The 23919-nt window shown below is 40.7% G+C and carries 19 protein-coding genes and 2 pseudogenes; 16 read left to right on the top strand and 5 right to left on the bottom strand.

Annotated features, from left to right (window positions below; genetic code table 11):
* Positions 1-302: 302 nt before the first annotated feature.
* The 3 genes from modA (at position 303) to EO126_RS06480 (ending at position 2508) form a co-directional block, all read left to right on the top strand.
* A complete protein-coding gene (gene modA, locus EO126_RS06490) occupies positions 303-1106 on the top strand; it encodes a molybdate ABC transporter substrate-binding protein (RefSeq protein ID WP_127008059.1) in 804 nt (267 codons plus the stop codon).
* Between the two features lie 101 nt (positions 1107-1207).
* Entirely contained in the window at positions 1208-1876 is a 669-nt protein-coding gene (modB, locus tag EO126_RS06485; protein ID WP_006555957.1) for a molybdate ABC transporter permease subunit, read from the top strand.
* Between the two features lie 8 nt (positions 1877-1884).
* Positions 1885-2508: an ATP-binding cassette domain-containing protein gene (locus EO126_RS06480; RefSeq protein ID WP_127008057.1), complete on the top strand. Its 624-nt coding sequence runs from the start codon at positions 1885-1887 to the stop codon at positions 2506-2508.
* Positions 2509-2829: 321 nt separating this feature from the next.
* Here the strand turns inward: EO126_RS06480 and rbr are convergent, their stop codons facing one another.
* On the bottom strand, positions 2830-3378 hold the full coding sequence (rbr, locus tag EO126_RS06475; RefSeq protein WP_127008055.1) for a rubrerythrin: 549 nt from the start codon (positions 3376-3378) through the stop codon (positions 2830-2832).
* Between the two features lie 574 nt (positions 3379-3952).
* Here rbr and EO126_RS10945 point away from each other — a divergent pair.
* The 4 genes and pseudogenes from EO126_RS10945 to EO126_RS06455 form a co-directional block, all read left to right on the top strand.
* Positions 3953-4153: pseudogene (locus EO126_RS10945) on the top strand (DUF951 domain-containing protein); the annotation flags it as partial.
* Between the two features lie 91 nt (positions 4154-4244).
* The gene (selD, locus tag EO126_RS06465; RefSeq protein ID WP_127008053.1) at positions 4245-5279 is read left to right on the top strand and encodes a selenide, water dikinase SelD; all 1035 of its coding nucleotides are present in this window, start codon (positions 4245-4247) and stop codon (positions 5277-5279) included.
* Positions 5280-5313: 34 nt separating this feature from the next.
* The gene (gene yedF, locus EO126_RS06460) at positions 5314-6018 is read left to right on the top strand and encodes a sulfurtransferase-like selenium metabolism protein YedF (protein ID WP_051018261.1); all 705 of its coding nucleotides are present in this window, start codon (positions 5314-5316) and stop codon (positions 6016-6018) included.
* A gap of 33 nt (positions 6019-6051) precedes the next feature.
* A complete protein-coding gene (locus tag EO126_RS06455) occupies positions 6052-6312 on the top strand; it encodes a putative Se/S carrier protein (protein ID WP_006555963.1) in 261 nt (86 codons plus the stop codon).
* A gap of 114 nt (positions 6313-6426) precedes the next feature.
* On the opposite strand, the gene EO126_RS06450 is transcribed toward EO126_RS06455, so the two are convergent.
* The gene (locus tag EO126_RS06450) at positions 6427-7371 is read right to left on the bottom strand and encodes a transglycosylase domain-containing protein (protein WP_127008051.1); all 945 of its coding nucleotides are present in this window, start codon (positions 7369-7371) and stop codon (positions 6427-6429) included.
* Between the two features lie 177 nt (positions 7372-7548).
* On the opposite strand from EO126_RS06450, the gene EO126_RS06445 reads away from it, so the two are divergent.
* The 7 genes from EO126_RS06445 to EO126_RS06415 all read left to right on the top strand — a co-directional run bounded on the left by EO126_RS06445 (position 7549) and on the right by EO126_RS06415 (position 17410).
* On the top strand, positions 7549-8358 hold the full coding sequence (locus EO126_RS06445) for a class III extradiol ring-cleavage dioxygenase family protein (protein WP_006555965.1): 810 nt from the start codon (positions 7549-7551) through the stop codon (positions 8356-8358).
* 112 nt (positions 8359-8470) lie between these two features.
* Positions 8471-9682, top strand: coding sequence for an argininosuccinate synthase (locus EO126_RS06440; RefSeq protein WP_006555966.1), 1212 nt, complete (start codon positions 8471-8473; stop codon positions 9680-9682).
* A complete protein-coding gene (gene argH, locus EO126_RS06435) occupies positions 9683-11110 on the top strand; it encodes an argininosuccinate lyase (RefSeq protein WP_006555967.1) in 1428 nt (475 codons plus the stop codon).
* Between the two features lie 205 nt (positions 11111-11315).
* A complete protein-coding gene (locus EO126_RS06430; protein WP_127008049.1) occupies positions 11316-11912 on the top strand; it encodes a hydrolase in 597 nt (198 codons plus the stop codon).
* Positions 11913-12553: 641 nt separating this feature from the next.
* The gene (gene potE, locus EO126_RS06425) at positions 12554-13882 is read left to right on the top strand and encodes a putrescine-ornithine antiporter (RefSeq protein ID WP_006555969.1); all 1329 of its coding nucleotides are present in this window, start codon (positions 12554-12556) and stop codon (positions 13880-13882) included.
* A 165-nt stretch (positions 13883-14047) separates the two neighbouring features.
* Positions 14048-14953: a LysR family transcriptional regulator gene (locus EO126_RS06420; RefSeq protein ID WP_006555970.1), complete on the top strand. Its 906-nt coding sequence runs from the start codon at positions 14048-14050 to the stop codon at positions 14951-14953.
* Positions 14954-15619: 666 nt separating this feature from the next.
* Complete coding sequence (locus tag EO126_RS06415; RefSeq protein ID WP_006555971.1) at positions 15620-17410, top strand: sulfatase-like hydrolase/transferase; 1791 nt, start codon at positions 15620-15622, stop codon at positions 17408-17410.
* 121 nt (positions 17411-17531) lie between these two features.
* Here EO126_RS06415 and EO126_RS11195 read toward each other — a convergent pair.
* Positions 17532-17690: pseudogene (locus EO126_RS11195) on the bottom strand (DapH/DapD/GlmU-related protein); the annotation flags it as partial.
* Positions 17691-18043: 353 nt separating this feature from the next.
* Between EO126_RS11195 and EO126_RS06405 the strand changes: the two are divergent.
* Complete coding sequence (locus tag EO126_RS06405; RefSeq protein WP_206168757.1) at positions 18044-19348, top strand: helix-turn-helix domain-containing protein; 1305 nt, start codon at positions 18044-18046, stop codon at positions 19346-19348.
* Between the two features lie 428 nt (positions 19349-19776).
* Here EO126_RS06405 and EO126_RS06400 read toward each other — a convergent pair whose 3' ends face one another.
* Together EO126_RS06400 and EO126_RS06395 are read right to left on the bottom strand one after the other, a co-directional pair.
* Positions 19777-19959, bottom strand: a complete 183-nt coding sequence (locus tag EO126_RS06400) for a hypothetical protein (protein WP_127008048.1) — start codon at positions 19957-19959, stop codon at positions 19777-19779.
* 202 nt (positions 19960-20161) lie between these two features.
* Positions 20162-21535, bottom strand: a complete 1374-nt coding sequence (locus EO126_RS06395) for an amino acid permease (RefSeq protein ID WP_006555975.1) — start codon at positions 21533-21535, stop codon at positions 20162-20164.
* 254 nt (positions 21536-21789) lie between these two features.
* On the opposite strand from EO126_RS06395, the gene fusA reads away from it, so the two are divergent.
* Complete coding sequence (fusA, locus tag EO126_RS06390) at positions 21790-23862, top strand: elongation factor G (RefSeq protein ID WP_127008046.1); 2073 nt, start codon at positions 21790-21792, stop codon at positions 23860-23862.
* Positions 23863-23919 lie beyond the last annotated feature (57 nt).

Below are 23919 nucleotides of genomic sequence, written 5' to 3'. Positions count from 1 at the left end.
TATACTATACCCAATTGTGTATAAAAAAACAACCTTTAAAAGGCCGCGGTTTTACTAATAAATTGGTGAGTAGGTTTGATTCTTGCAGCTATATAAGAAAGTGATTAAGTTCTTGTTTTAAATACCGCTAAAAAATAGGGAATTAAAACCTTTGAATTTAATAATATTTATGTCATAATAAGAATATAATGAGTTGACAAATAGTCGCTCAAATGATGATGTAACGGATATATACTCTGTAATGTAGCTTTGTAAACGTAATGTTAAAGCCCGAATGGGACGGGAAAAAGGAGGCAATGTATATGAAACGGTACAAAAAGTTGTTGTTAGTTGCATTAAGTGCTATGGCTTTGGTTGTAGCCGGCTGTGGTGGGACTCAGTCGGATAAAAAGGATGATCAGGCAACGAAATCGCAAACAATTACGGTGTCGGCGGCGGCCAGCTTGCAAGCGGCGGCTAATGAATTGAAGGATAATTTTGTGAAGTCGCGTCACTTGGATCCGACACAGATTACCCTTAATTTCGGCGGCTCCGGCACATTACGTCAGCAAATTGAAACCGGCGCTCCGGCCAGCATTTTCATTTCCGCTGACGAAAAAAATATGAACCAATTGAAAGAAAAGAACTTAGTTACTAAAGTAAAACCATTGGTAGAAAACTCTTTGGTATTAATCGTACCTAAGGGTAAAGAAAAAATTACTATTGACCAATTACCTAGCGTTAACCGTTTAGCCATCGGCACGGTTGAAACAGTTCCGGCCGGTAAATATGCTAAACAGACTTTGACTAAATTGAACCTCTGGGATCAGGTAGAAAGCAAAATCGTTTACGCTAAAGATGTTAAAGCCGTAGGTGCTTATGTAGCCGAAGGTTCTGCTGATGCAGGTTTTGTATATAAGACAGATGCAATGGATTTAAAAGATCGTGTAGAAGTGGCGGCGGTTGCTCCAAATGACAGCCATGCTCCAATCCGTTATCCTATCGGTATTGTAACTAAGTACGACAATGAATTGGCACAGCAATTCTATGAATACTTAACGAGCAACGAGGCTCAGCAAATTTTACAAAAATACGGTTTCACCAGTGTAGCTAACAGCGCAAAATAAAATGACGAACAGTCATTGACAGAGTATATAAGAATGCATAGGCGGTTCAGGTGTGAACCGCCTGTTGCAGATTATAGGGTTCTTTTGAAAGGTTGTGGCGTATGACTCCATTATGGCTATCACTGGAAGTAGCTTGTATAGCACTGTTTAATATAATGGTAGTAGGATTGTTGCTTTGTTATATTTTAAAACGTTATTCGTTTCCCGGTAAGGCATTGATTGACTCCGTCGTTACTTTGCCGCTTGTATTGCCGCCGGTAGTAGTGGGCTTTATGTTACTTGTTATATTTACTCCCGGTAATAGTTTTGGCGCTTGGCTCGATGCTAATGGCTGGCAGGTTGTTTTTGCTAAAGCCGGAGCGGTGCTGGCATCTTCGATTATCGGTTTTCCTTTGTTTTATCAGACTGTGCGTTCCGCATTGGGATCCATTGATCCGTCGGTTGAGGATGTGGCACGTACGTTAGGGGCATCGGAGCTTCGTATCTTCTTTACGATTTCTATACCGCTTGCGTGGAAAGGTATTTTAACAGGCAGTATCTTAGCCTTTAGTCGTGCTTTAGGCGAATTTGGTGCCACTATTCTGATTGCCGGTAACATTCCGGGTGTAACTCGTACTATGCCGCTTGCGATTTATTCCTTGGTCGAATTCGGTGATTATGAAGGGGCCTTTACCTTGGTTCTCTATATATGTGCCCTTACGTTGGGGCTATTATGGACGGTTCATTTTATTACCAAGGGATCTTTATTCCAGTATCGGGAAGAACGGTAGGAGACAGTATGATAGAATTTGATATTAAAGTACAACGTCCTACCATTCTGGTACAGGGCAAGGGTGCGTTAAATGAAGGAATTACAGCCCTAACAGGGGCTTCCGGGAATGGCAAGTCTACTTTGCTAAAAAGTTTGGCCGGACTCATCAAGCCAAAAGACGGTTTTATTCGCCATGATGGAATCTATTGGTTTCATAAAGAGAAAAATATATTTGTAAAACCGCAGGGTCGTGAAGTGGGGTATATGCCACAGGGGAATGTGGTATTCTCTCATATGAACGTGGTTCATAATATCACGTATAGTAAACGTGGTGATGAAGAGTTATTGAGTCGAATTTTGGAACGGCTCCATTTAGAACAATATACTAATACGAAAGCCGGCAAATTATCCGGCGGTGAGCAACAGCGTGTGGCCTTGGGGAGAGCTTTATATGCTAAACCGTGCATATTGCTCTTAGATGAGCCCTTATCGGCTTTAGATTGGACATTGCGCGAACAGGTACAGAATGATATTGTAGCTATTATTAAGGAATGGCGTATCCCTTGTTTGTGGGTTACTCATAATGAATCGGAAGCGAATGCTGTAGGCGATAGTCGTTGGCAGTTTAAGGATGGCATGTTGCATACATAATTATATAGGATTTATAAAGCGGCGCCTTATGACGCCGCTATTTTATATATTTAGGTGTATCTGCTTTGTTTTATAACGTAATAGATAGCTAAAATTCAAAAAGAAAAAAGCTCCGAAAGGAGCTTTTTTCTTTTGATTGAAACCACTTGGTTTCTTAAATTATGTTACGCCACTTGGCGTTAGCAACATTTTGAACTTTACATACATATAGTGAGAGAAAAACTTATTTCCTTAGACAACACTTGTTATAAATATAAATAACACTTGCTTACTTTAAAATTTGCTCACTTGAGTATATTCTAAATTGTTACTTACATCAAATTATAAAAGAGTTTCGCTGTGTTGGGAGAAGAAAGCCTGTGGATGAGCACATACAGGGCAAACCTGAGGAGCTTCAGTACCAACATGGATGTAACCGCAGTTAGCGCAAATCCAAGCAACCGGTTCTTCGCGTTTGAATACTTTACCGCCGTTTACATAGCTTAAAAGTTCAAGATAACGTTCTTCATGGCGAGCTTCGATTTTACCAACTTGTTCAAAAAGGAATGCGATTTTAGCAAAACCTTCTTCTTTTGCTACTTTAGCAAATTCAGGGTACATTTCAGTGTGTTCGTAGTTTTCACCGGCAGCTGCATCTTTTAAGTTTACAGCAGCATCAGCACTAACATCGCCACCATGTAACAATTTGAACCAAACTTTAGCATGAGCACTTTCGTTTACAGCAGTTTCTTCAAAGAAATCGGCAATTTTGTTTAAACCGGCTTTGCGAGCTGCAGAAGCGTAATATGTATATTTACGATTGGCTTGAGATTCACCGGCAAAAGCGGCCTGTAAGTTTTGTTCAGTTTTTGTACCTTTTAATTCTGACATGTTAATCTCTCCTTTTTGTTGTGACAACTTAGACACAATACATAATGTACTTACATAATAAAGTAAAAAATTACAATAGCTTTGAAATACACTTATACTTCACAACAATTTAAACTAATAAATAATCATTGTTGATTACATTATAGCCCATGAAATTGAGAAAATCAAGCCTTGAAATTCGAAAAAAATAAAAAAGTTTTATTTGATAATGCTTATCAATAGGCGTATTTATTGACTTTTTGGAGTATAGGAGTTCAGAAGTGACCATGGTGGTCATAATGTTACGATTGAGAATGAATGTCACTGATTCAAGTTTTAAAATGAGAATTCCTATATTTTAGTAGGAATTAAAGTTTATACATGTCTCGGCATTTTATAGGGAAAATGACTTTGTTTGGGTATGTTCTGATTGGTTTATATTACGAATACTATGGTGTATTGCATATAATGTGTTCGGCATACAGAGTTAAATGGTATATAATAGAAAATAATTAAGGTTCAATTAGCGAGCATTATTAAAAGCAAGAAACACATTTTGAATTTATTAATTGTGAATCGAAGAAGGGGATATGCAATGGCATTTGTACGATATTATGTAGGTGATGTGGTAAAAATGAAAAAGTCTCATCCTTGCGGAAGTGCTGAATGGGAGGTTAAGCGCATCGGCACGGATTTCACGATTGTTTGTCAAGGTTGTGGACATCAAGTGATGCTGTCCCGGCCTAAATTTGAGAAGGCTGTTAAAAAGATTGTGTTGCGTTCGGCTGAAGCGGAAGCGGCCGAAGCGGCAAGAAAAGCAGAAACGGTAAAGGTTTCTGCGGAGTCTAACGTTGATGTTAATTCCTCGGACAAAGTACAGGAAGGTGATGCGGTTGATTAAATTGACGCCGTATGCCGCGAAGGGCGGTTGTGCGTGTAAATTGGGACCTCATATATTGAACTCCGTGCTTCAGTCGGTAAAATTTCCTACGAATGAGTATGTTTTAACGGCCATGGGCGGTGCGGAAGATGCAGGGGTATATGTTTTAAGTGATGACGTCGGCATGGTGCAGACGGTTGATTTTTTCACACCCGTTGTAGATGAACCTTATATGTTTGGTCGTATTGCGGCAGCCAATAGTTTAAGTGATGTGTATGCTATGGGCGGTCGGCCTTTGACGGCACTTAATATCGTGGGATTTCCGGTGCCGCTTGTAGAAGCCGGCGCTTTGACGGAAGTCCTTAAAGGTGCCATGGAGATACTTGAAGAGGCCGGTGTGGTCGTGTTGGGCGGTCATAGTATTGAAAACGAAACGCCTGTATTCGGCCTTGCCGTAACGGGGCAAGTAAATCCTAAAGCAGTTTGGCAAAATGGCGGAGCTCGTGAAGGTGATGTGCTGGTTTTAACAAAAGCCTTGGGCACAGGGATTATGAGTACCGCTTTAAAGGGGGGATTGTTCCCGGCAGGCACCGAGGCGGCTGTGGCGAGTATGAGTAGCCTTAATAAAATCGCATGTGAAGTAGCACAAAATTTTACGATCCATGCGTGCACTGATATTACCGGCTTTAGTTTGATGGGACACGGTTCAGAAATGGCCGCAAGTAGCGGCGTATCTTTGGAAATTGATACGGCTAAATTGCCTTTGTTCCCTCATGTGGCAGAAGCCGCCGAGATGGGGCTGGTTCCGGCAGCTACATACGGTAATCGTAAAGCTGTTACGGCTGTGGCCGGTTTGGCTGAGCTTGCACCGGTATGGAGTGATATTTGTTTTGATCCGCAAACGTCGGGTGGGTTATTGTTGGCAATTCCGGCGACAGAGGCGGAAGAATTGGTTGAATCCTTGCGTCAATCAGGGGTGAGTGCGGCTCGTGTGATTGGCAAGGTCGTAGCGAGAGGAGATTTTGACGTTTATGTCCGATGAGATTAAGGCGGTCTATGGAGTTGATGCAAGCTCTATGAAAGAAGTACCGAATGATGTGAAAAAAGAGTGGCTTGTACAGGGAAGTGTTGTAGTTGATATGTGCGGATCGTTGTGTCCGATGCCGGTTATTGCTACCAAAAAGGCTATGGAAGAACATCCGGGGGCGGTTATTACAACCCTTGTAGATAATGAAGTGAGTCGTGACAATGTGACCAAGTTCGGTAAGTCCAGACAGTGTGAGGTAACCGTTGTGACTGATGATAAAACACATTATTTAACTTTGGTTCCGGCCGGAGCTAAGAATACAACGGTATTAACTGAGACGGTTGCGACACCGTCGGCGGCCAAAGACTCTGCAGTGATTGGAAAAGAAAATCCTTCAGTTCTTGATTCCCATCAAAACTTCGGCGGCAAAGTTCTTTTAATTACTAAAGATTATTTAGGTGAGGGAAATGAAGCGCTGGGACGCACCTTGATGAAAACGTTTATGTTCTGCTTGGCGGAATCTGATGTGAAACCGGCTAAAATTTATTTTATTAACAGCGGTGTTAAAATGGTGACACAAGAGTCGCCACATCTTGAAAACTTACAAAATTTGGTTGAAGCCGGTGTCGATATTGCTGCTTGTGGCATTTGCCTTGATTTTTACGGCTTGAAAGAAAAGGTAGCTGTCGGCTCCATTACTAATCTTTATGCCATTACGGAAGCGATGCTCACAGAGTCGATGATAACTTTGTAGCAGGGCATTGCCCAGATACGAGAAAGGCCGATTATGGAAAGTTTAATAGTATTTACTAATTATTACTTTGCTTATAAGGCAGAGAAATTGTTGCTGGCGGAAGGTATTAAGTTGCAGTTGATACCGACTCCCGAGGCATTACATAATATGTGTGGTCTCTGTATTCTTTGTGCGCAGGCTGACCTAGCCAAAATTTTGACTATACTGGAAGAAGCACATATTACTCACTCGGGGCTTTATACCTATGATAGAGCTGCTAAAAAATGTACTAAATTACAGGCTGATCAAATGTAATAGTCTGTTACTCAAAAAGCAAAAAGGCAACCACTTGTTGTATAAGGCTGTTCCTTTTGGGAAAGCGGTGCAACAGTGGTTGCCTTTGAGTTATATGAGCTTTTGGAATTAGGTCTACTCATCAATTGAGAATTTATTTGGTGATTGGCTCGTGCTCGATTTACTTGGTCGAGTATCGGAGTTATTTTGGGAGTTAGAACTGTCAGAGTCGCCGGTATTGCTATGATTAGGCGTGGTGGTCTCTTTGAGTTCATCATCTGTAGCGGCGTTCTTTTGTAAATTCAGATTGGCATAATAGGCCTTATCTGCTTCCCGATTGGAAATGATACCTTGCTGAGTCATCAAGGTAAGTACCGTACGCTGCCGCTCTTTAGCCGCTTTAAAATTGGTAATCGGATTATAATAGGACGGTGCTTGCGGCATGCCGGCCATTAAAGCTGCCTGACCTAAGGTCAGTTTAGCCGGTGTAGTATTGAAGTAGCCTTTAGACGCTTGTTCAATACCATAATAATTATTACCGTAATATATTGTATTAAGATACATAGTCAAAATTTCGTCTTTGGTATAATACAATTCCATCAGATATGCTAAAATCACTTCTTCTACTTTGCGCGACATAATACGCTTGGATGATAAGAAAAGATTTTTTACCAACTGCTGGGTAATTGTACTGCCACCTTCGACGGTATGGCCGGCGGTTAAATTAGTATAAAACGCCCGACCAATGCCGAATACATCAATGGCACCGTGTTCGTAATACCGTTTATCTTCAGTAGCAACCAACGCATCTTTTAAATTCTGGCTGATTTCGTCTCCTTTCACGCGCTGATTACTTGGTACTCGTTGATTAAGAGCCTTTTCAACGGCCTCTTTGAAGTGGAACAAACGATTGATACGCTCGGTACGGCTCAATTGGTCTTCGGTTGATTCTAAAGTTTGTTCTCGAGTCGTGTAAGGGCTTCGTTGTGAGCCTGTTTCGTTTGGCGTATAACCGGCAAACCAGTACAGACCAAGTCCTAACACGATAAGAGTAATAAATAATTTAAATAATAGTTTCATGGCTCTATCATACCATAAGTGAAAAAATAATCTAGTGTTTTTGCATACATTCATAGTAAAATAAAATAAATACTATAAGGAGTGTTGGATTAGTTTTAAATAGAATAGCCTTTAAATCAAGAGTCAGTATCAGAATTTTTGATTTAGGGTGATATAGAGTTTGATAAGGAGGTTTCGATGAAGGGTCGTATTGTTAGTGTTTCTTTTTGGCCGGCTCCTTTACGCTATTATGAAGCGGTGGCGACCGATCGCAGTGCGTATAATGAAGTAATCAGTGCCATGGAGCAAGCGGCAGCGGCTATTAAAGCGAGCAAGCCGCAAACTATTTTAATATTAAGCCGGTATCAGCTGACCTTAAATGATGCCATCGGTTACAGTCCTCAGTCGCGTTTGCGCGGTGCCATTCCTTTATCGAACGGCACGACATTTACGGTGGGCATGGAAACAGACAGTGTATTTAACGGTGCCTTGCTCAAACACAGCGAGCGTATGGGTATTCCGATGACCAGTATTTTGGACAGTTTGCCGATTATTTCTACGGATGATTATTTTTTACATCATACAGCGACGATTCCGCTCCATTTTTTATCGGATCAGGGGCTTGGCAATAAGCAGATTGTACGCCTTACCATGGGCCATTTAAGCTATGAGGAATTATACACATTCGGCAAGGTGGTACAATTGGCGGCTCAGTCATCGGGGCGCCAGGTGGCCGTTATCGGCAGTGCTAATTTATTGCCTAATCATTGGGTCAATGGTGAAGATAAAAACCTCGATACCAATATTAATATTATGTATGCGTTAGGGGATCAACAACCGCGTGAGTTGCAGAATATAGGCTATCCGCCGGGCGAAGAATATACTTTGCGTACGGCTGCCTTTGTGCTGGGCGCGGTCAGCGGTCTTAAGGCGACGGTTGGCACGCATTATTTCTCTTCGGTCAGCGGTGAAAGTTACGGGTTGATGCAATATAATGTGCCAAAATAAAAATTTCTGTATTTTTTTGCAAAAATACTTGTATTAATATTCACAACTATGTATAATGTTACACATGAAAGATAGCAACTTAAGTAACTGATTATTCAAAGAGGTGTTTATAATGAGTGATATTAAAAAAGTAGTATTAGCCTATTCCGGCGGCCTTGATACATCCGTAATTATTCCGTGGTTAAAAGAAAACTACGGCTGTGAAGTTATTGCTGTATGCTGTAACCTCGGTCAACCAGAAGATTATGCAGCGGTTGAAAAGAAAGCGATTAAATCCGGCGCATCTAAAGCATATATTTTGGACGTTCAAGAAGAATTCGTAGCCGATTACATCTGGCCGACTGTTAAAGCCGGTGCTGTATATGAAGGTAAATATTTATTAGGTACTTCCTTTGCCCGTCCTTTAATTGCCAAAAAATTGGTTGAAGTAGCTAAAGCCGAAGGTGCTGATGCTATCGCCCACGGTGCAACCGGTAAAGGGAATGACCAAGTTCGTTTTGAATTGACTATTAAAGCATTGGCTCCAAATACTAAAATTATCGCTCCATGGCGTGAATGGGAACTCAAATCCCGTGAAGATTGCATGGAATTCGCGGCAAAACATGATATTCCGGTAGTAGCTACCAAATCTCATCCATACAGCATGGACCAGAACGTATGGCATTTATCCCATGAAGGCGGCGACCTTGAAGATCCTGCCAATGCACCTAAAAATGACGTACATTTAGTTTGCAAATCTCCGGAAGAAGCACCTGATACACCAACCATGGTATCCATCGATTTCAAAGAAGGTGTTCCGGTAGCTGTTAACGGCAAAACCGGCACTCCGCTCGAATTATTACAGACTTTGAACGAGTTGGGTGCTGCTAACGGTGTGGGTATCGTTGATATCGTTGAAAACCGTTTGGTAGGCATGAAATCTCGTGGCGTGTATGAAAATCCGGGCGGTGCCATCATCATGTATGCACATCGTGAATTGGAATACCTCTGCCTCGACAGAGCTACTTACCACTACAAAGAATTGGTAGCTAATAAATATGCAGAGCTCGTATATGACGGTATGTGGTTTGCACCATTGATGGCTGCTTTACAGGCATTTGTGGATGAAACTCAGAAAACCGTAACCGGTACGATTAACTTGAAACTTTACAAAGGCAATATTATCAGTGCCGGTGCTACATCACCATATTCCTTATATAATCAGGAATTCGTAACCTTCGAAGAAGATGATGTATATAACCAGGCTGATGCAGAAGGGTTTATCAATCTCTTCGGTTTGCCGCTTAAAATTAATGCATTAATGAAAGAGAAAGCAGGTAAATAAATGGCTAAACTTTGGGGTGGCCGTTTTACAAAGGGAACTGACAAAGCGGTAGAGGACTTTACGTCCTCTATCGCTTTTGATGCCCGGATGTATGCGGAAGATATTACAGGCAGTAAAGCACATGCCAAGATGTTGGCGAAACAGGGAATTATTTCGCAGGCCGATTGTGATGCGATTGTGGCCGGTTTAAACGATATTTTGGGACAGATTGAAGCTGGTACGTTTGATTTCTCTGTGGCACTTGAAGATATCCATATGAATATTGAAAAACGCTTGACTGACGCTATCGGTGAAGCGGGCGGCCGTTTGCATACGGGCCGCAGCCGTAACGACCAGGTGGCTGTTGATTTACATATGTATGTGCGTAAAACAGTCGTTCACATGGGCGAATTATTGGTGAACTTGCAAAAAGCTTTGCTTGAAGTGGCTGAAAAGCACCAAGACGTGATTATGCCCGGTTACACCCATTTACAACGGGCTCAACCTGTATTATTTGCGCATCATATGATGGCTTATTTCTCCATGTTTAGTCGCGATTTTGATCATTTGCCGCTCATTTATAAACATGCCGACGTAATGCCGTTGGGAGCCGGTGCTTTAGCCGGTACGACGTATCCGATCGATCAAAGTTATACGCAGGAACTATTGAATTTCGGCAAAATTTACGAAAACAGTATGGATGCGGTGAGTGATCGTGATTATGTCCTTGAATTTTTACATTTTGCCGCTACGACGATGATGCATTTAAGTCGTCTCAGCGAAGAAATGATTATGTGGTCCAGCACGGAATTCGGTTTTATTGAGCTTGATGATGCACATTGCACCGGTTCCAGTATTATGCCGCAGAAGAAAAATCCTGACGTATGTGAACTTGTGCGTAGTAAAACCGGTCGTATTTACGGTCATTTATTAGGCCTTTTAACAACGATGAAAGGCTTGCCACTTACCTATAACAAGGATTTGCAGGAAGATAAAGAAGGTATTTTTGATGCTATCGATACCTTGCAATTCGCTTTATCTATCACGGCGGATATGCTCCGTCAGATGACCGTAAATAGCGAAAAAACGTATGCTGTATTGGCCAACGATTTCTCCAATGCTACTGATATGGCTGATTATTTGGCGAAAAAAGGCGTACCGTTCCGTGAAGCTCATGCCATTGTAGGTGAAGCGGTTCAGCATTGCATTCAGAATCACTGTGTCTTATTGGATTTAACAGTGGATGATTTTAAAAAGATCTCACCTGTATTTGAAGCGGATATTTTAGACGCTATTACGATTGAAGCCTGCGTGGCTGGCCGCAAAAATTATAGCGGTACCGCCCCTGAATGTGTGGCCCGTCAACGTAAAAACGGTGAAGCACAGGTAGCTGAGGAAGAAGCTCAATTGGCTAAATGGGCCAATCAATTAGATGCCGTAAACGTATAATCAGTATGGCTGACGGCCTTTTTTTAACCATCATTCCGACTGAATCAGTTTGCTATCAATACACCTGTTTTTTACAGGTCAGTCTAATCATGTTATACTATATAGTGCATACCAAAGAGATGTTTAGATTTTTGGTGTGCACTATCTTTTTATACCGGCTTGGTGCAGTATGCCATGGAGCCGTGAAATTGAGGGAGGTATGGGTATGCACACACCATCATTAACGAGAGAAAATGCTTTGGCATTATTGAAAGAATATAATAAAGAACCGTTTCATATTCAGCATGCATTGACGGTAGAAGCCGTTATGCGTTGGTATGCCAATGAGCTGGGTTTTGGTGAAGAGGCAGATTATTGGGCTCAGGTAGGGCTGTTGCATGATGTGGATTTTGAAATGTATCCGGAAGAACATTGTATTAAAGCGCAGGAACTTTTAAAAAACGCCGGTGTAGCTGATGATGAAATTTATTCGATTTGCTGTCACGGCTATGGTATCTGCATTGATTGGGATCCGAAAGAATTAATGGAAAATGGGCTCTATGCAGCCGATGAATTGACCGGCTTAATCGGGGCAGCTGCCTTGATGCGTCCGTCGAAATCAACGAAGGATATGGAACTTAAGAGCTTGAAGAAAAAGTTCAAGGATAAGAAATTTGCCGCCGGTTGTTCCCGTGATGTCATTAAAAACGGGGCCGATCGTCTGGGCTGGGAATTGGATGAGCTTTTAACCAAGACGTTGCAAGCTATGCAGGTTTTTGAAGATGAAATCGTGAAAGAGTACCAAGTACAGGTAGCTAATTAACGAACTGTTAATTTTAAGCCATGCATTATAATTAAGCGGTTACGAATAGTTATTAACAGACTGTGTAATTATAAAATGTAAAAGTGTTCACTGTCGGTTGACAATGGCTTGAACTTGAAATTTTCGGGCGGGTTGATTTTACATGTCTTTGTACAGTGGACACTCCCTGTTTTAGTTCGAAAAAAGTCATAATTATTTCGGAATAGACCCTTAAAATACCTAATCGGCATAGGAAAAAATAGACTAAAATTGAGACTTATTGTGGTTCAAATAAATTCTCCTCGTTTAAAATATGAGATTTATATATATTTATTCAATTCGTGTAATATTTTTTGTCCGCCAATGGGGTAAATTTTGAGTAAAAATTTTAAAAAGACAGGTATAATGCCCACTTTGAGAATTGACCTATGAAAAACAGCTGCCACCATTGATGGCGACTAGGTTTCGTGGACCTTTTTTACTGAAAAAAAGACTTTCATTAATTGTCAATAGATGTTAGAATAAGTCGTCAAATAAAATAAAAGATAGAAATACGTTTCATACGATATCACATCCACGCACAACCGCAAGGACTGGTATCGATAGCGGTCACTGATTATTAAGTTGTAGATGTTGAGCTACATTAGAAAGGGGATTGATACATGAAAACCACCGCTAAAAAAATGTCTGTATTCCAGCTTACAACCCTTGTTGCAGCAAACATGATGGGTGCTGGGATTATTATGTTGCCTACTAAACTTGCAGAAGTAGGAACCATTTCCGTTTTGTCCTGGCTGATTACAGCCGTAGGGTCCTTAGTATTGGCCCACATTTTCGCACAGTGCGGCATGTTCACAACAAAAACCGGTGGACTTGGCGGCTATGCAGAGTATTCTTTTGGCAGAACCGGACATTTTATGGCAAACTATGCTTATGCCATTTCACTTGTAATTGCAAACGTAGCGATTGCGATTTCCGCAGTAGGCTACGCAGCTGTTTTGTTTAATTTAACCTTGACGCCGGTACAGATGAGTTTAGCCACTATCGTGCTTCTTTGGTTAGCTGCCGTTCTTAATTTCGGCGGTAATGCCAAAACCGGTCGTATAAGTAATATTACAGTTTGGGGGGCTATCATCCCGGTATTATTCATCAGCGTATTCGGCTGGTTCTGGTTTGACCCGAGTTTGTATTCAGCTGTATGGAATCCGAACCAACTGCCTTTCTTTGATGCAGTTAGCGAATCCATCGCATTAACTCTTTGGGGTTTCTTGGGCTTTGAGTCCGCAGCAGCTAACATGGATGCTGTAGAAAATCCAAAGAAAAACGTACCAATTGCAACGTTCTTTGGCACATTAGCAGTAGCGGTGATTTATGTATTGTCTACTAATATTATGGCAGGGATTGTACCAAATGTTGATTTATTGAACTCCACTGCACCGTTCGGTATGGTGTTTGCGCAGATGTTCAATGAAACTGTAGGCCAGATTGTTATGGCTGCTATGGTTATCTCTTGCTGCGGTGCTATCCTTTGCTGGCAGTTTACTTTATCTCGTGTTTTCAAAAGCTCTGCTGAAGCAGGCTTGTTCCCTAAAGTATTCAGCCGTGTAAACAAAGCTGACGCACCTGTACGCGGTTTATTGATTCTCTTAACGATTCAATCTATCTTGGCCTTCATGACCATGAACGAATCTTTGAGCCGTCAGTTTGAAAACCTCGTTAACTTGGCTGTTGTAACGAATGTATTCCCTTATATTCTCTGCTGCATTGCCGTTAACAAATTATTAAAAGTCGAAGGCGCTTCCAAATTCACTCGTCGCAGCATTTACGGTTTGAGCATTGTAGCAATTGCTTACTCTGTATATGCAATCTACGCGTCCGGTGAAGGGCCTATGATTGGCGGTACGATTGCTATTATTATCGGCTACATTGTTTACCAATTGGCCTTCAATATTATCCCTCGTGCTGTTCGTTCCAAACGTAGCGTGGCTTAATTGAATAACCTATATGGACTGCAAACACTTTCCCATGCTTGCAGTCCTTTTTGTTTTCCTTTATAGTAAAGATAGAGAATTTTGTCGGTGCCGATTTTAAAAATTTAAAATCCGGTATGAAAAAATATTGTAGTATTAGAGAGAGTAGCAGAGGTAAGTGGGTATATGACGCTATTGCAGTTAAAATATATTGTAACCGTTGCCAAACAGGGATCAATTAATAAGGCGGCGAAGGAGTTGTTTATTGCTCAGCCGAGTTTGACAGCGGCCATTAAAGAATTGGAGCAGGAGTTGGGGATTACCATTTTCTCCCGTACCAATAAAGGGGTTATTGTTTCAACCGAAGGAGAGGAATTTCTGGGATATGCCCGACAGGTTATTGAACAGACGAATCTGATTGAAGAAAAATATTTCGGGCAAACGCCGGTAAAACATCAATTTTGTGTTTCCACCCAGCATTATTCCTTTGCTGTTGAAGCTTTTGTTGATGTACTGCAGGCATATGGCGGGAATGAATACGATTTCCGTATTCGTGAAACACAGACATATGAAATTATTGAAGATGTGGCGCGCTTGCGTAGTGAGATTGGTATTTTATATCTTAATGAATTTAATGAAGCCATTTTGCGTAAAGAATTTAAACGGCATGATCTCACATTCCATCCTTTATTTACGGCCAGACCGCATGTGTTTGTCAGCTCGTTTAGTCCGTTGGCTTCCAAAGATATGGTAACTTTGGAAGATTTGGCGCCGTTTCCGCGGCTTTCTTATGAACAAGGTGAACATAATTCCTTCTATTTTTCAGAAGAAATATTGAGCACTTGCGACAGTGCCAAGGATATTGTAGTTTGTGACAGAGCTACCTTGTTTAATTTATTAATCGGTCTTGACGGTTATACGATTTGTTCCGGCATTATTAGTGAAAAATTAAATGGTCCTAATATTTTGGCCATTCCTCTTGATGTGGATGAGAAAATTGAAATCGGTTATATCTTGCATAATAAAGTAGCAGCCGGTAAATACTGTCGCCAATATATTGAGGCATTGAAGAAAAATACACAAAGTGTTTGATTTTAAAACGGTGAGCAGAAACAAAGAGTGTAAAGCCGTTCTTATAAGTCGAACAGGTTGCTTAACGGTTAGTTATAGGATTAGACTATAACTAACCGTTTTCTGTATATATTAGCCACAGAAGACAAAAGAACGTATAATGATTTCAGTCAAGGGAAGTTAAGCAGTTTTATACTGCTAAAGAGAGAGAGTTATGTGGGGACTTTGAGTGAGCAGAGAGCGTAACAATAAGAGAGAGCCGAGCGGGGTGAGAGCCGCCGGTAACAAAAAGTCTGCTCGGTGGGGTGAGAGCCACCGGCAACGGGGACTATAATTAAATAATATCTGTGCTTTCGCATGGATAAGGGGAATTATACAGAAGACGGTTATATCGGCAAATTTTGCCGACATAACCGTCTTCTGTTTTTTGCGTTTTAAGCCTTTATTACAGGAAAAAACAGTAAGTTCACAGGCCTGAAAATTACTAAAAAAGTTTAAAAATTTTACATTAAAACTCTTCGATAATAATGAGTTTTGTGATACAATGTACTGTAAAGAAAATGTAAAGTTGTAAAGAGATGGTATGTAATCAAGAGATACTTTTTTTATATGTTGTTGTATTTATTTTGCTTGAAAAGCATGCTGAAAAGATAGAGATATTTGTGGGTTTTTCGGTGAGGGTCTGTTATGGAAATAAAATATATAGTTTTAATGTTAGTGTTATATTTCTTTTCGTATTTTTACTATTTAGCCGTTTCAAGCGGACTTGGCAATAAGGCAACGTTTTTACAGTTACGTCGCTTTTTACCATGCGCGGTAGTAGCCGTTTTGCCTGTCGCATTGGCTGATGTTTCGTTGAGTGCACCGTATTTAATCAGCAGTTTATTGACCGGCGTGGCATGGATTGTTACGTATCCGTTATTATATTTTATTACATATCGTAAGAGTTCCACAGACTTCGGTTTTCACTTCGATCCTGTGTTCGGCATGTATATTATCGGTTGGCTCATGAGTTTTAAAGTACTGGTGCTTCACTTTGATGTGCTACCCGGCTTGTTTATGCCTCTCATCGGAACGGTGGAATTTTTAATTTTCTTTATTCCGTTGGCACAGTGGATTTACTATTACCTCTATCGTTCCTGTGTGACAGAAGACGGTATGATGATGCTGCAGGAAACGCATTACAATGAGATTATTGAGTTCTTTAAATCGTTTTCGGTATTCTTCAATATCGTTATTTTTGCTGGATTGGTTGCTACATACAGTTTATTTATTTGGGCTAATTTGCAATATGAGGCCTTGACCTTATCTTTATGGCAGACTGTGTTACTGGCAGTAGTCGTAGGTTGGCTCGGTTATTATATGTCAAAAGAACATAAGGGTGTATTTATTCGTACGGGTATTGTGGAATTGTACTTTGACATTAAAGAGTATTTTGAGACTACCATGCTCTATCAAACGAATATGGAAGAACGCTTGAAGAATCTGGAAGTGACGCCGGCTAAGCCGACATTTAAAAAGCCGTCGACCATTATTCTTGTCATTGGCGAATCGGCTTCTCGTGATTATATGACGGCTTTCACCGGAACGGGTGAGGAAACGACGCCATGGTTGTCTGAGATGAAAAAAGACGCCCACTTTATTTTGTATCCTAACAGTTATTCCTGTATTGCTCATACCGTATCGTGTTTGGAACGGGCTTTGACTGAATTTAATCAATATAACGACAAGCAGTTTTATACATCTTGTTCAATTATAGATATTGCGCACAAGGCCGGTTATACGACACACTGGTACAGCAATCAAGGCCATTTGGGCTGTGCCGATACACCGGTTACCTTGGTAGCTAATACATCAGGCGTGGCTAAGTGGACTAAGCAGAATCTTAATCAAGTGCAGTATGATGAGTCATTACTCGAGTATCTCGATGAAATTGATCCGACTAAAAATAACTTTGTGGTCGTTCATCTTAAGGGCAATCATTTCAACTTTATTAATCGTTATCCGCAAAGTTTTGCTAAATTCAGTGAGCCGGATAAATATGATTTGATTCCTAATTATATGGATTCAATTGCTTATACAGATTCCATTTTGCAACAGATTTGGGAATACGGTAAGGAAAAACTCAACATGCAGGCCATGTTATATTACTCCGATCATGCGACGATTCCGGATAAACGACGGGCACCTGATTTCGGTGGCTTTGGTACGGTTCGAATTCCGATGTTCACATATTTTTCTGATGAATATATTGAAAAATTCCCGGAAACGTATCAGAATCTGTTGGCTAATAAGGATAAATACTTTACCAATGACTTGGCCTATGAAATGGTGTGCGGTATTTTGAATATTAAATCGAACCACTATGATGAAACTAACAGCCTGACGTCATCGCTATATAAGTATACGCGCGATATGCTCACAACTAATTTGGGTACGCAATATATTAAAGACGATGTGAGCGAAAATCCATCTTAAAATTGTTATAAAAGTTTTTGAGATCATAATAAAAAATCCGCATCGATTTCGATGTGGATTTTTTGCTTTAAAATTAAATTTTATATGTCTTTCTATGTCTTTATTCCTCTTCCGACGGCAACTCTTTAATCACCTTTGCCGGTACACCGCCGGCTACAGTATTGTCCGGTACATCTTTTGTCACCACCGCACCGGCGGCGATGACGGCTTTGTCACCAATGTTTACGCCCGGCAAAATAGTTACGTTGCCGCCGATCCATACATCATTGCCGATGGTTACAGGCGTTGCTACGGCTATGTGATTGCGTCGCTCTTTGGCGTTTAGCTCTTCACAACCTTTTACGGCATTTAATTTGAGTGCGTCTACTTCGGGATCCATAAAATTATAAGGCAAACCGGCGTTTAATTTTTCTAATTCAGTCATATGTCCTCCTTTTGATGTCAGTCAGTATTGGAAATTAACGATAGGATTTTTCAAAATAGAACAGTCTTGCTTTAACGTGTAACCACAGTATAGTCTGCTTTCGGAATACTGACGACGCTAAAACGTAAGATATATAGTGGCAAATCTTAAGATTGATGATATACTTAAAAGAAGCTTACGAAGAAATGGAAAGGTAGTATGCAGATAATATGGCTAAAAAGCGTAAAGATAAAGAGAAATTGAAGAAGGCTAAAAAGAAGCTTTCTAAGAAAACAGAACTAAAAAAGAAGAAAAAATCGAAGAAGAAACAAAATAAAAAGCTTCATTATAAGAAGTTAAAAAAGAATAAAAAGAATAAAAAGAAAGAAAAACTACAGCAAACAGATATAGCTATAAAAGAGGAGACGGCTATGGTGACGTCGGTGAAGGCAGTATCGGACAATAAAACCGCAATATCAAATGTTAAGGATAATGTAACAAAAGATGATGCGGCGGTAACAGCTCAGCAAAAAGAAACTAATGCGGTTAAAGTTGAATCAGCCGCTGAACTTGAAGAATCTATATCCCCGGAACAAGAGACACTCAATGAAGCTTTGACTCAGTTGGGGAATGCTTTTATAACTGAGCATTGGCCAAAGCTAAAATCATCCGGAGATACTCATCCTGAACGTGCCTATCAATGGCCGGGGAATACTGATGAAACCATTATGATTTGTGTTTTTAAAGGTCAGCACGTTGAAGAAGTCTTTCATCGTCATGACTTTTTCTTTTTAAATTTTGCCTATCAAGGGGATTACGGTGCGCTCAGTTATACACAAGATAACTATATTAAAGTAAAGGAAAATGAATGTTATATCGGGCAACCGTATACAGGCTATGCTCTTAAAGGTGACAGTAAAGAAGATATTATAATCATCGGCGTTTTAATTCAAAAAGAAGCGTTCTTTAAGACATTTTTTCCTATTCTGGCGTCAGATAAAAAGGTATTTAACTTTTTCTTGGAACCGCAGAATAATGAATTTTCCGAAAATTTTATTCATCTGCATTTTGAAAAACCGCACTATGTGCGTCGTCTCTTGGAGTTGATGGTTTTTGAATATGCAAGCCCTCAAGAGGATACACAGGCAATTTTGCAATCATTGGTGGCCGCCTTGTTATTGGGGGTGGCGCGTGAGCAAAAAGCACAGCAACAGATTTTAGAGCAGGGCAGTTTGATTGAACAAATTATGCAGTACATAAGCACACATGTAGATTCGGTATCGTTGAAACAAATGGCGGCTGATTTGGCGTATCATCCGAATTATATTTCTAATTTGATTCGCCAGGAAACGGGCCAGTCGTTTAGCGAAATTGTAACGGTACATCGTATGGATAGAGCGGCTGCGTTGCTTCGAGGTACTGATTTATCCATTGAAATGATTGCAGGAATGTTAGGGTACAGTAATACCAGTAATTTTTATAAGGCGTTTAAGAAACACTTTAATACATCGCCGCGAAGTTATAGTGAAAAATAGAAAATGGCAAAATAAAACGAGGCTCTAAAACAGAGCCTCGTTTTATTTTACCATATGGATTCAAAGTATTTAGAAATAGGTGGCAAATCATCAGGTAATCTATCGTTGTGGTTATCCATATATGTACGTACTTCCTCGAGACTTACACTATGATTGATTATGTGAATCAATGTACCATGGTCAAAGGTAAGTTGTAGAATTGTCTCGTAATTAAGATAGGAAGGTTTATATCTGGGACGATTACGACCGGTAATAAAATTATTGGCAATGAATAAATCACCGGTATAGGCAATCGGATGATTGACGTTTTTATAATATAGTTTACATTTTTACCATTACCCCAATTTTCTAAAATAATAGGCTCCCGGTTAAAGAGTCGTGGTTTAAATTCTGTGTACTCATTAATTTCTACATTAGTGATAAATAGATTATCCTCGATGATGCCATATTGGCATTTGAAGCCGGCCCAACAAGATGTGTCCGTCGAAAACGGGTTTAAAGACGTGTTCTTTAGGATCAAAAAAACTGCGAAAGGCATCTCTATCGGATTCTTTGATGATAGAGTACGTGTCATGGTTAAAATGCATAATCGGTTTTACTTGTTGTGTCATACAGGGCCTCCTTGTTTTGTTATAAAAATAGTAGGGAGATGCTATGTAATTCAATTATAGATTAATTATACCATAGTGCATTTTGTGAAAAATAATAACAGTTATGAAGAGTTGATAGTATATATTGGGCGTATAAAAAATCCCCTTAAAATCAGACTTTACTAAGTCCGACTTTAAGGGGTAATTTTGTAGTTATTGAAACTTATTTTTTAACTTTTTTAAACTTATATGTAATATATAAGAACAAAATCCAGAACGGAATAGCGATTACCGATGGTTTGAAACTGTCCATTTGCCACATAACGGCTACGACTACCAGTAAGAATAAAATACATAAGTAGTTGATGAACGGATAAAGTGGCGATTTGAATTTCAATTCATCGAGGCGACCTTCGCGAATGAAGGTGCTGCGGAATTTCATATGTGTGGCGATGATGACGAACCAGCTGATAACGAGACCGGCTACTACGAGTGCCAAAAGGTGCATGAATACTTCGCCGGCCTGTGGGTAGAGGTACGTTGTTAAAACGATAATTAACGCTAAACCGGCCGAGAATAGGGTGCTGACCAACGGCACACCGTGCACAGTTAAGTAGCTGAAGATTTTAGGGGCGTTACCGGCTTGAGCCAAACCGTATAACATACGGGAGTTACTGTACAAAATACTGTTGAATACGGATAAGGCGGCCACAAGAACGACAAGGTTCAAAATGTTTGACGCAGCCGAAATACCGATTTCTTCAAAGATTTGAACGAACGGGCTGGCTTCGAGACCAACTTTATCCCAAGGTGCTAAAGACATGAGCACAACCATGGTGCCAATGTAGAAGATTAAGATACGCAATAACAATTCGTTAATGGCTGTTGGTAAGCTTTTTTCAGGATCTTCTGCTTCACCGGCTGTAATCCCGATAAGATCGACACCGCCGAAGGAGAACATAACAACTGCCAAGGAGCAAAGGAAGCCCCATGAACCATTCGGGAAGAAACCGCCGTTATCCCATAAATTGTGGAAGTTGTGCGGGAAGGACCCCATGGTGGTAAAAATCAGATAGAAACCGAAGAGAATCATGCTGACGATGGCCCCGATTTTGATGAAGGACGCCCAGAATTCAACTTCGCCGTAGGCCTTAACATTGATTAAGTTAACGGCCGTAATAATAACCAGACACAGTAATGTGGTAAGCCAATGCGGAATATCCGGGAACCAATAGGCCAGATACACGGCGATAGCAGCTAATTCCGCCATGCCGGCAAGCATAAATAAAGTCCAATAATTCCAGCCGGCTAAATAGCCCATAAAACCGCTCCAATATTTGTTGGCAAAATAGCTGAATGAACCCGATACCGGTTCACGTACCGCCATTTCGCCGAGCATGCGCATAACAAAGAAAATAAAGAGGCCTGCCAATGCATACGATGCAATAATACCCGGTCCTACCAATTTGATCGTCGGAGCCGAGCCGTAAAACAGGCCGGTACCAACCGATGCGCCTAAGGCAATCATTTGCATGTGACGGTTTTTAAGGCCACGCTTCATACTGTGGTCTTGCCCTTGTTTTGATTGTTCACTCATAAAAAATCCCCCTTTGTGTTCGGCTCTTCAAAAAATACTCAACTACCGTGTTACGCTGCCGAACCCTTATATATATTCTCTAATGTTACGTTATATAGTTGTTTTTGGCAAGCTGTTTGTGCAATTTTACAGGACATTTTTAAAAAATTTATTATAATTTCGAAAAATGTATAATAAATATAAAGGAATTTCATACATTGACAGCGAATACATACAGTAAATTGCGTTTCTGCGCTTTAAAGGAGGCGGTTCATATGAAAGAATATGCTAGTGATTTAATTCGTAATGTGGCTGTTGTATCTCACGACGGTGCGGGCAAAACAGCATTGGTAGAATCTTTGCTTTTTGCTTGCGGCGCTGTAGCATCCGTCGGTAAAGGGCAAGACAACAAACATATTATGGATTTTGAACCTGAAGAAATTAAACGTAATGTAACTATTCAGCTTGGTATGGCACCTTGCGAATGGAAAAATTATAAAATTAATTTCATTGATACGCCGGGTTATTCCGAATTCCATGGCGAAGTACGTGCCGCATTACGTGCTTCCGACGGCATGCTCATGGTATTGTCAGCTACCTCAGGGGTGGAAGTAGATACCATTCGTGCATGGGATTACGGGGTAGAATTGCAGATGCCGCGCATGGCTTTCATCAATAAGATGGATATGGAAGGAGCCGACTTCTTCGGAACTCTTGAAAAAATGCACGAATTATTCGGTAAAGCCATCATGCCGCTGCAGATTCCTATCGGTGAAGGTCCTGATTTTAAAGGTGTTGTTGACGTAGCAAAACGAACGGCTTATGTGTATGAAAACGGTAAAATGACAGAAGTTCCGGTACCGGACGAATTATCCGCCAAAGTTGAAGAAATCCGTGAAATGACCGTAGAATCGGCCGCTGAAGCCAATGATGAATTATTGGAAAAATATTTGGACGGACAAGAACTTACTTTGGAAGAAATTCGCCAAGGTCTTCGTGAAGGCTTGTTGGCCGGTACTGTTTGTGCCGTTATGTGCGGCAGTGCCACAAATAACATCGGCATGGATCAAGTACTCGATCGTATGATTCGCTATATGCCGGATGCTTCAAAACGAGTTATGACCGCTGAAGAAGTTGATACGGGCGAAGAACGCATTGTTCATGTAGATAAACCATTTACCGGTTTTGTATTTAAGACTGTATTAGATCCGTTTGCCGGTAAACAAAGCTTTGTACGTGTATTTTCCGGTGAGTTAAAAGAAGGCGACAAACTTCTCAATGTAACTCAAGGCGTGGAAGAAAAATGGGGCAAAATGTATACCCTTATCGGTAAACAGCAGGTACCGGTTACAGAAGCACGTGCCGGTGATATCGTTGTCATCCCTAAATTAGCTGTGACTAAGACGGGCGATACCTTTGCTACACCTGCTTTTAAAGTTAAATATCGTCAGATTCGATTCCCACAACCTTTACATACGGTAGCTATGGTACCGGAAAAGAAAGGTGAAGAAGAAAAATTGGCTACAGCGTTACAACGTATTTCGGAAGAAGATCCGACTTGCGTAGTCGTTAAAGATGTGGAAGGCCGTCAGATGCAAGTTCGTTGTATGGGCGAAGTTCATTTGGAACATATCCTCACAAAGATGGAACGCAAATACGGTGTGAAAGCTAAATTGGAAAAACCTTATATTCCATATCGTGAAACGGTTCGCGGTCAGGTAGAAGTGGAAGGCAAGCACAAGAAACAAAGCGGTGGTCATGGTCAATACGGTCATGTTAAAATCTCAATCGAACCTTCTGCTGAAAGTGATTTTGAATTCGTTGATAAAATCTTTGGCGGTGCCGTACCTAGACAGTATATTCCGGCTGTAGAAAAAGGTGCTAAAGAAACATTGGATAAAGGCTTGTTGGCCGGTTATCCTATGATCGGTGTAAAAGTAACCTTATTGGATGGTTCCTATCATGCCGTTGACTCCTCAGAATTGGCCTTTAAAGTAGCAGCAGCGCAAGCATTGAAAAAAGGTGTACCGCAAGCTAAACCGGTATTGTTGGAACCTGTATATAATGTAAATGTATTTGCACCGGATGTATTCATGGGTGATGTTATGGGCGATTTGAACAGTCGTCGTGGCCGTGTATTGGGCATGGAACAAGGTGAACGGGAAGGCATTACCGTTGTTAAAGCGCAAGTGCCGTTTGCCGAAATGCTTGATTATGTAACCGTATTACGTTCTTTGACACAAGGTCAAGGCGTATTTAATATGGAATTTAATTCTTATGAAGAAGTACCTCATAAGACCGCAGAAGCTATTATAGCTAAATTTGACGGTACTGCTGAAGAAGAATAGGCAGTAAGCAGTAAATTTATTTGTAATTAATTTTTAAAGGGGCGGCAAATCAGCCGT

The sequence above is a fragment of the Veillonella seminalis genome (assembly GCF_003992065.1).
Classification (GTDB): Bacteria; Bacillota; Negativicutes; order Veillonellales; family Veillonellaceae; genus Veillonella_A; species Veillonella_A seminalis.
Note: the sequence above shows the minus strand (reverse complement) of the source record. Positions and strands in the feature narration are given on the sequence as shown.

Bases quoted from the DNA above. Each gene is read 5' to 3' on its own strand.
- modA (WP_127008059.1), top strand. From the start codon at position 303: ATGAAACGGTACAAAAAGTTGTTGTTAGTTGCATTAAGTGCTATGGCT.
- modB (WP_006555957.1), top strand. From the start codon at position 1,208: ATGACTCCATTATGGCTATCACTGGAAGTAGCTTGTATAGCACTGTTT.
- EO126_RS06480 (WP_127008057.1), top strand. From the start codon at position 1,885: ATGATAGAATTTGATATTAAAGTACAACGTCCTACCATTCTGGTACAG.
- rbr (WP_127008055.1), bottom strand. From the start codon at position 3,378: ATGTCAGAATTAAAAGGTACAAAAACTGAACAAAACTTACAGGCCGCT.
- selD (WP_127008053.1), top strand. From the start codon at position 4,245: ATGCGGTTGATTAAATTGACGCCGTATGCCGCGAAGGGCGGTTGTGCG.
- yedF (WP_051018261.1), top strand. From the start codon at position 5,314: ATGAAAGAAGTACCGAATGATGTGAAAAAAGAGTGGCTTGTACAGGGA.
- EO126_RS06455 (WP_006555963.1), top strand. From the start codon at position 6,052: ATGGAAAGTTTAATAGTATTTACTAATTATTACTTTGCTTATAAGGCA.
- EO126_RS06450 (WP_127008051.1), bottom strand. From the start codon at position 7,371: ATGAAACTATTATTTAAATTATTTATTACTCTTATCGTGTTAGGACTT.
- EO126_RS06445 (WP_006555965.1), top strand. From the start codon at position 7,549: ATGAAGGGTCGTATTGTTAGTGTTTCTTTTTGGCCGGCTCCTTTACGC.
- EO126_RS06440 (WP_006555966.1), top strand. From the start codon at position 8,471: ATGAGTGATATTAAAAAAGTAGTATTAGCCTATTCCGGCGGCCTTGAT.
- argH (WP_006555967.1), top strand. From the start codon at position 9,683: ATGGCTAAACTTTGGGGTGGCCGTTTTACAAAGGGAACTGACAAAGCG.
- EO126_RS06430 (WP_127008049.1), top strand. From the start codon at position 11,316: ATGCACACACCATCATTAACGAGAGAAAATGCTTTGGCATTATTGAAA.
- potE (WP_006555969.1), top strand. From the start codon at position 12,554: ATGAAAACCACCGCTAAAAAAATGTCTGTATTCCAGCTTACAACCCTT.
- EO126_RS06420 (WP_006555970.1), top strand. From the start codon at position 14,048: ATGACGCTATTGCAGTTAAAATATATTGTAACCGTTGCCAAACAGGGA.
- EO126_RS06415 (WP_006555971.1), top strand. From the start codon at position 15,620: ATGGAAATAAAATATATAGTTTTAATGTTAGTGTTATATTTCTTTTCG.
- EO126_RS06405 (WP_206168757.1), top strand. From the start codon at position 18,044: ATGGCTAAAAAGCGTAAAGATAAAGAGAAATTGAAGAAGGCTAAAAAG.
- EO126_RS06400 (WP_127008048.1), bottom strand. From the start codon at position 19,959: ATGACACAACAAGTAAAACCGATTATGCATTTTAACCATGACACGTAC.
- EO126_RS06395 (WP_006555975.1), bottom strand. From the start codon at position 21,535: ATGAGTGAACAATCAAAACAAGGGCAAGACCACAGTATGAAGCGTGGC.
- fusA (WP_127008046.1), top strand. From the start codon at position 21,790: ATGAAAGAATATGCTAGTGATTTAATTCGTAATGTGGCTGTTGTATCT.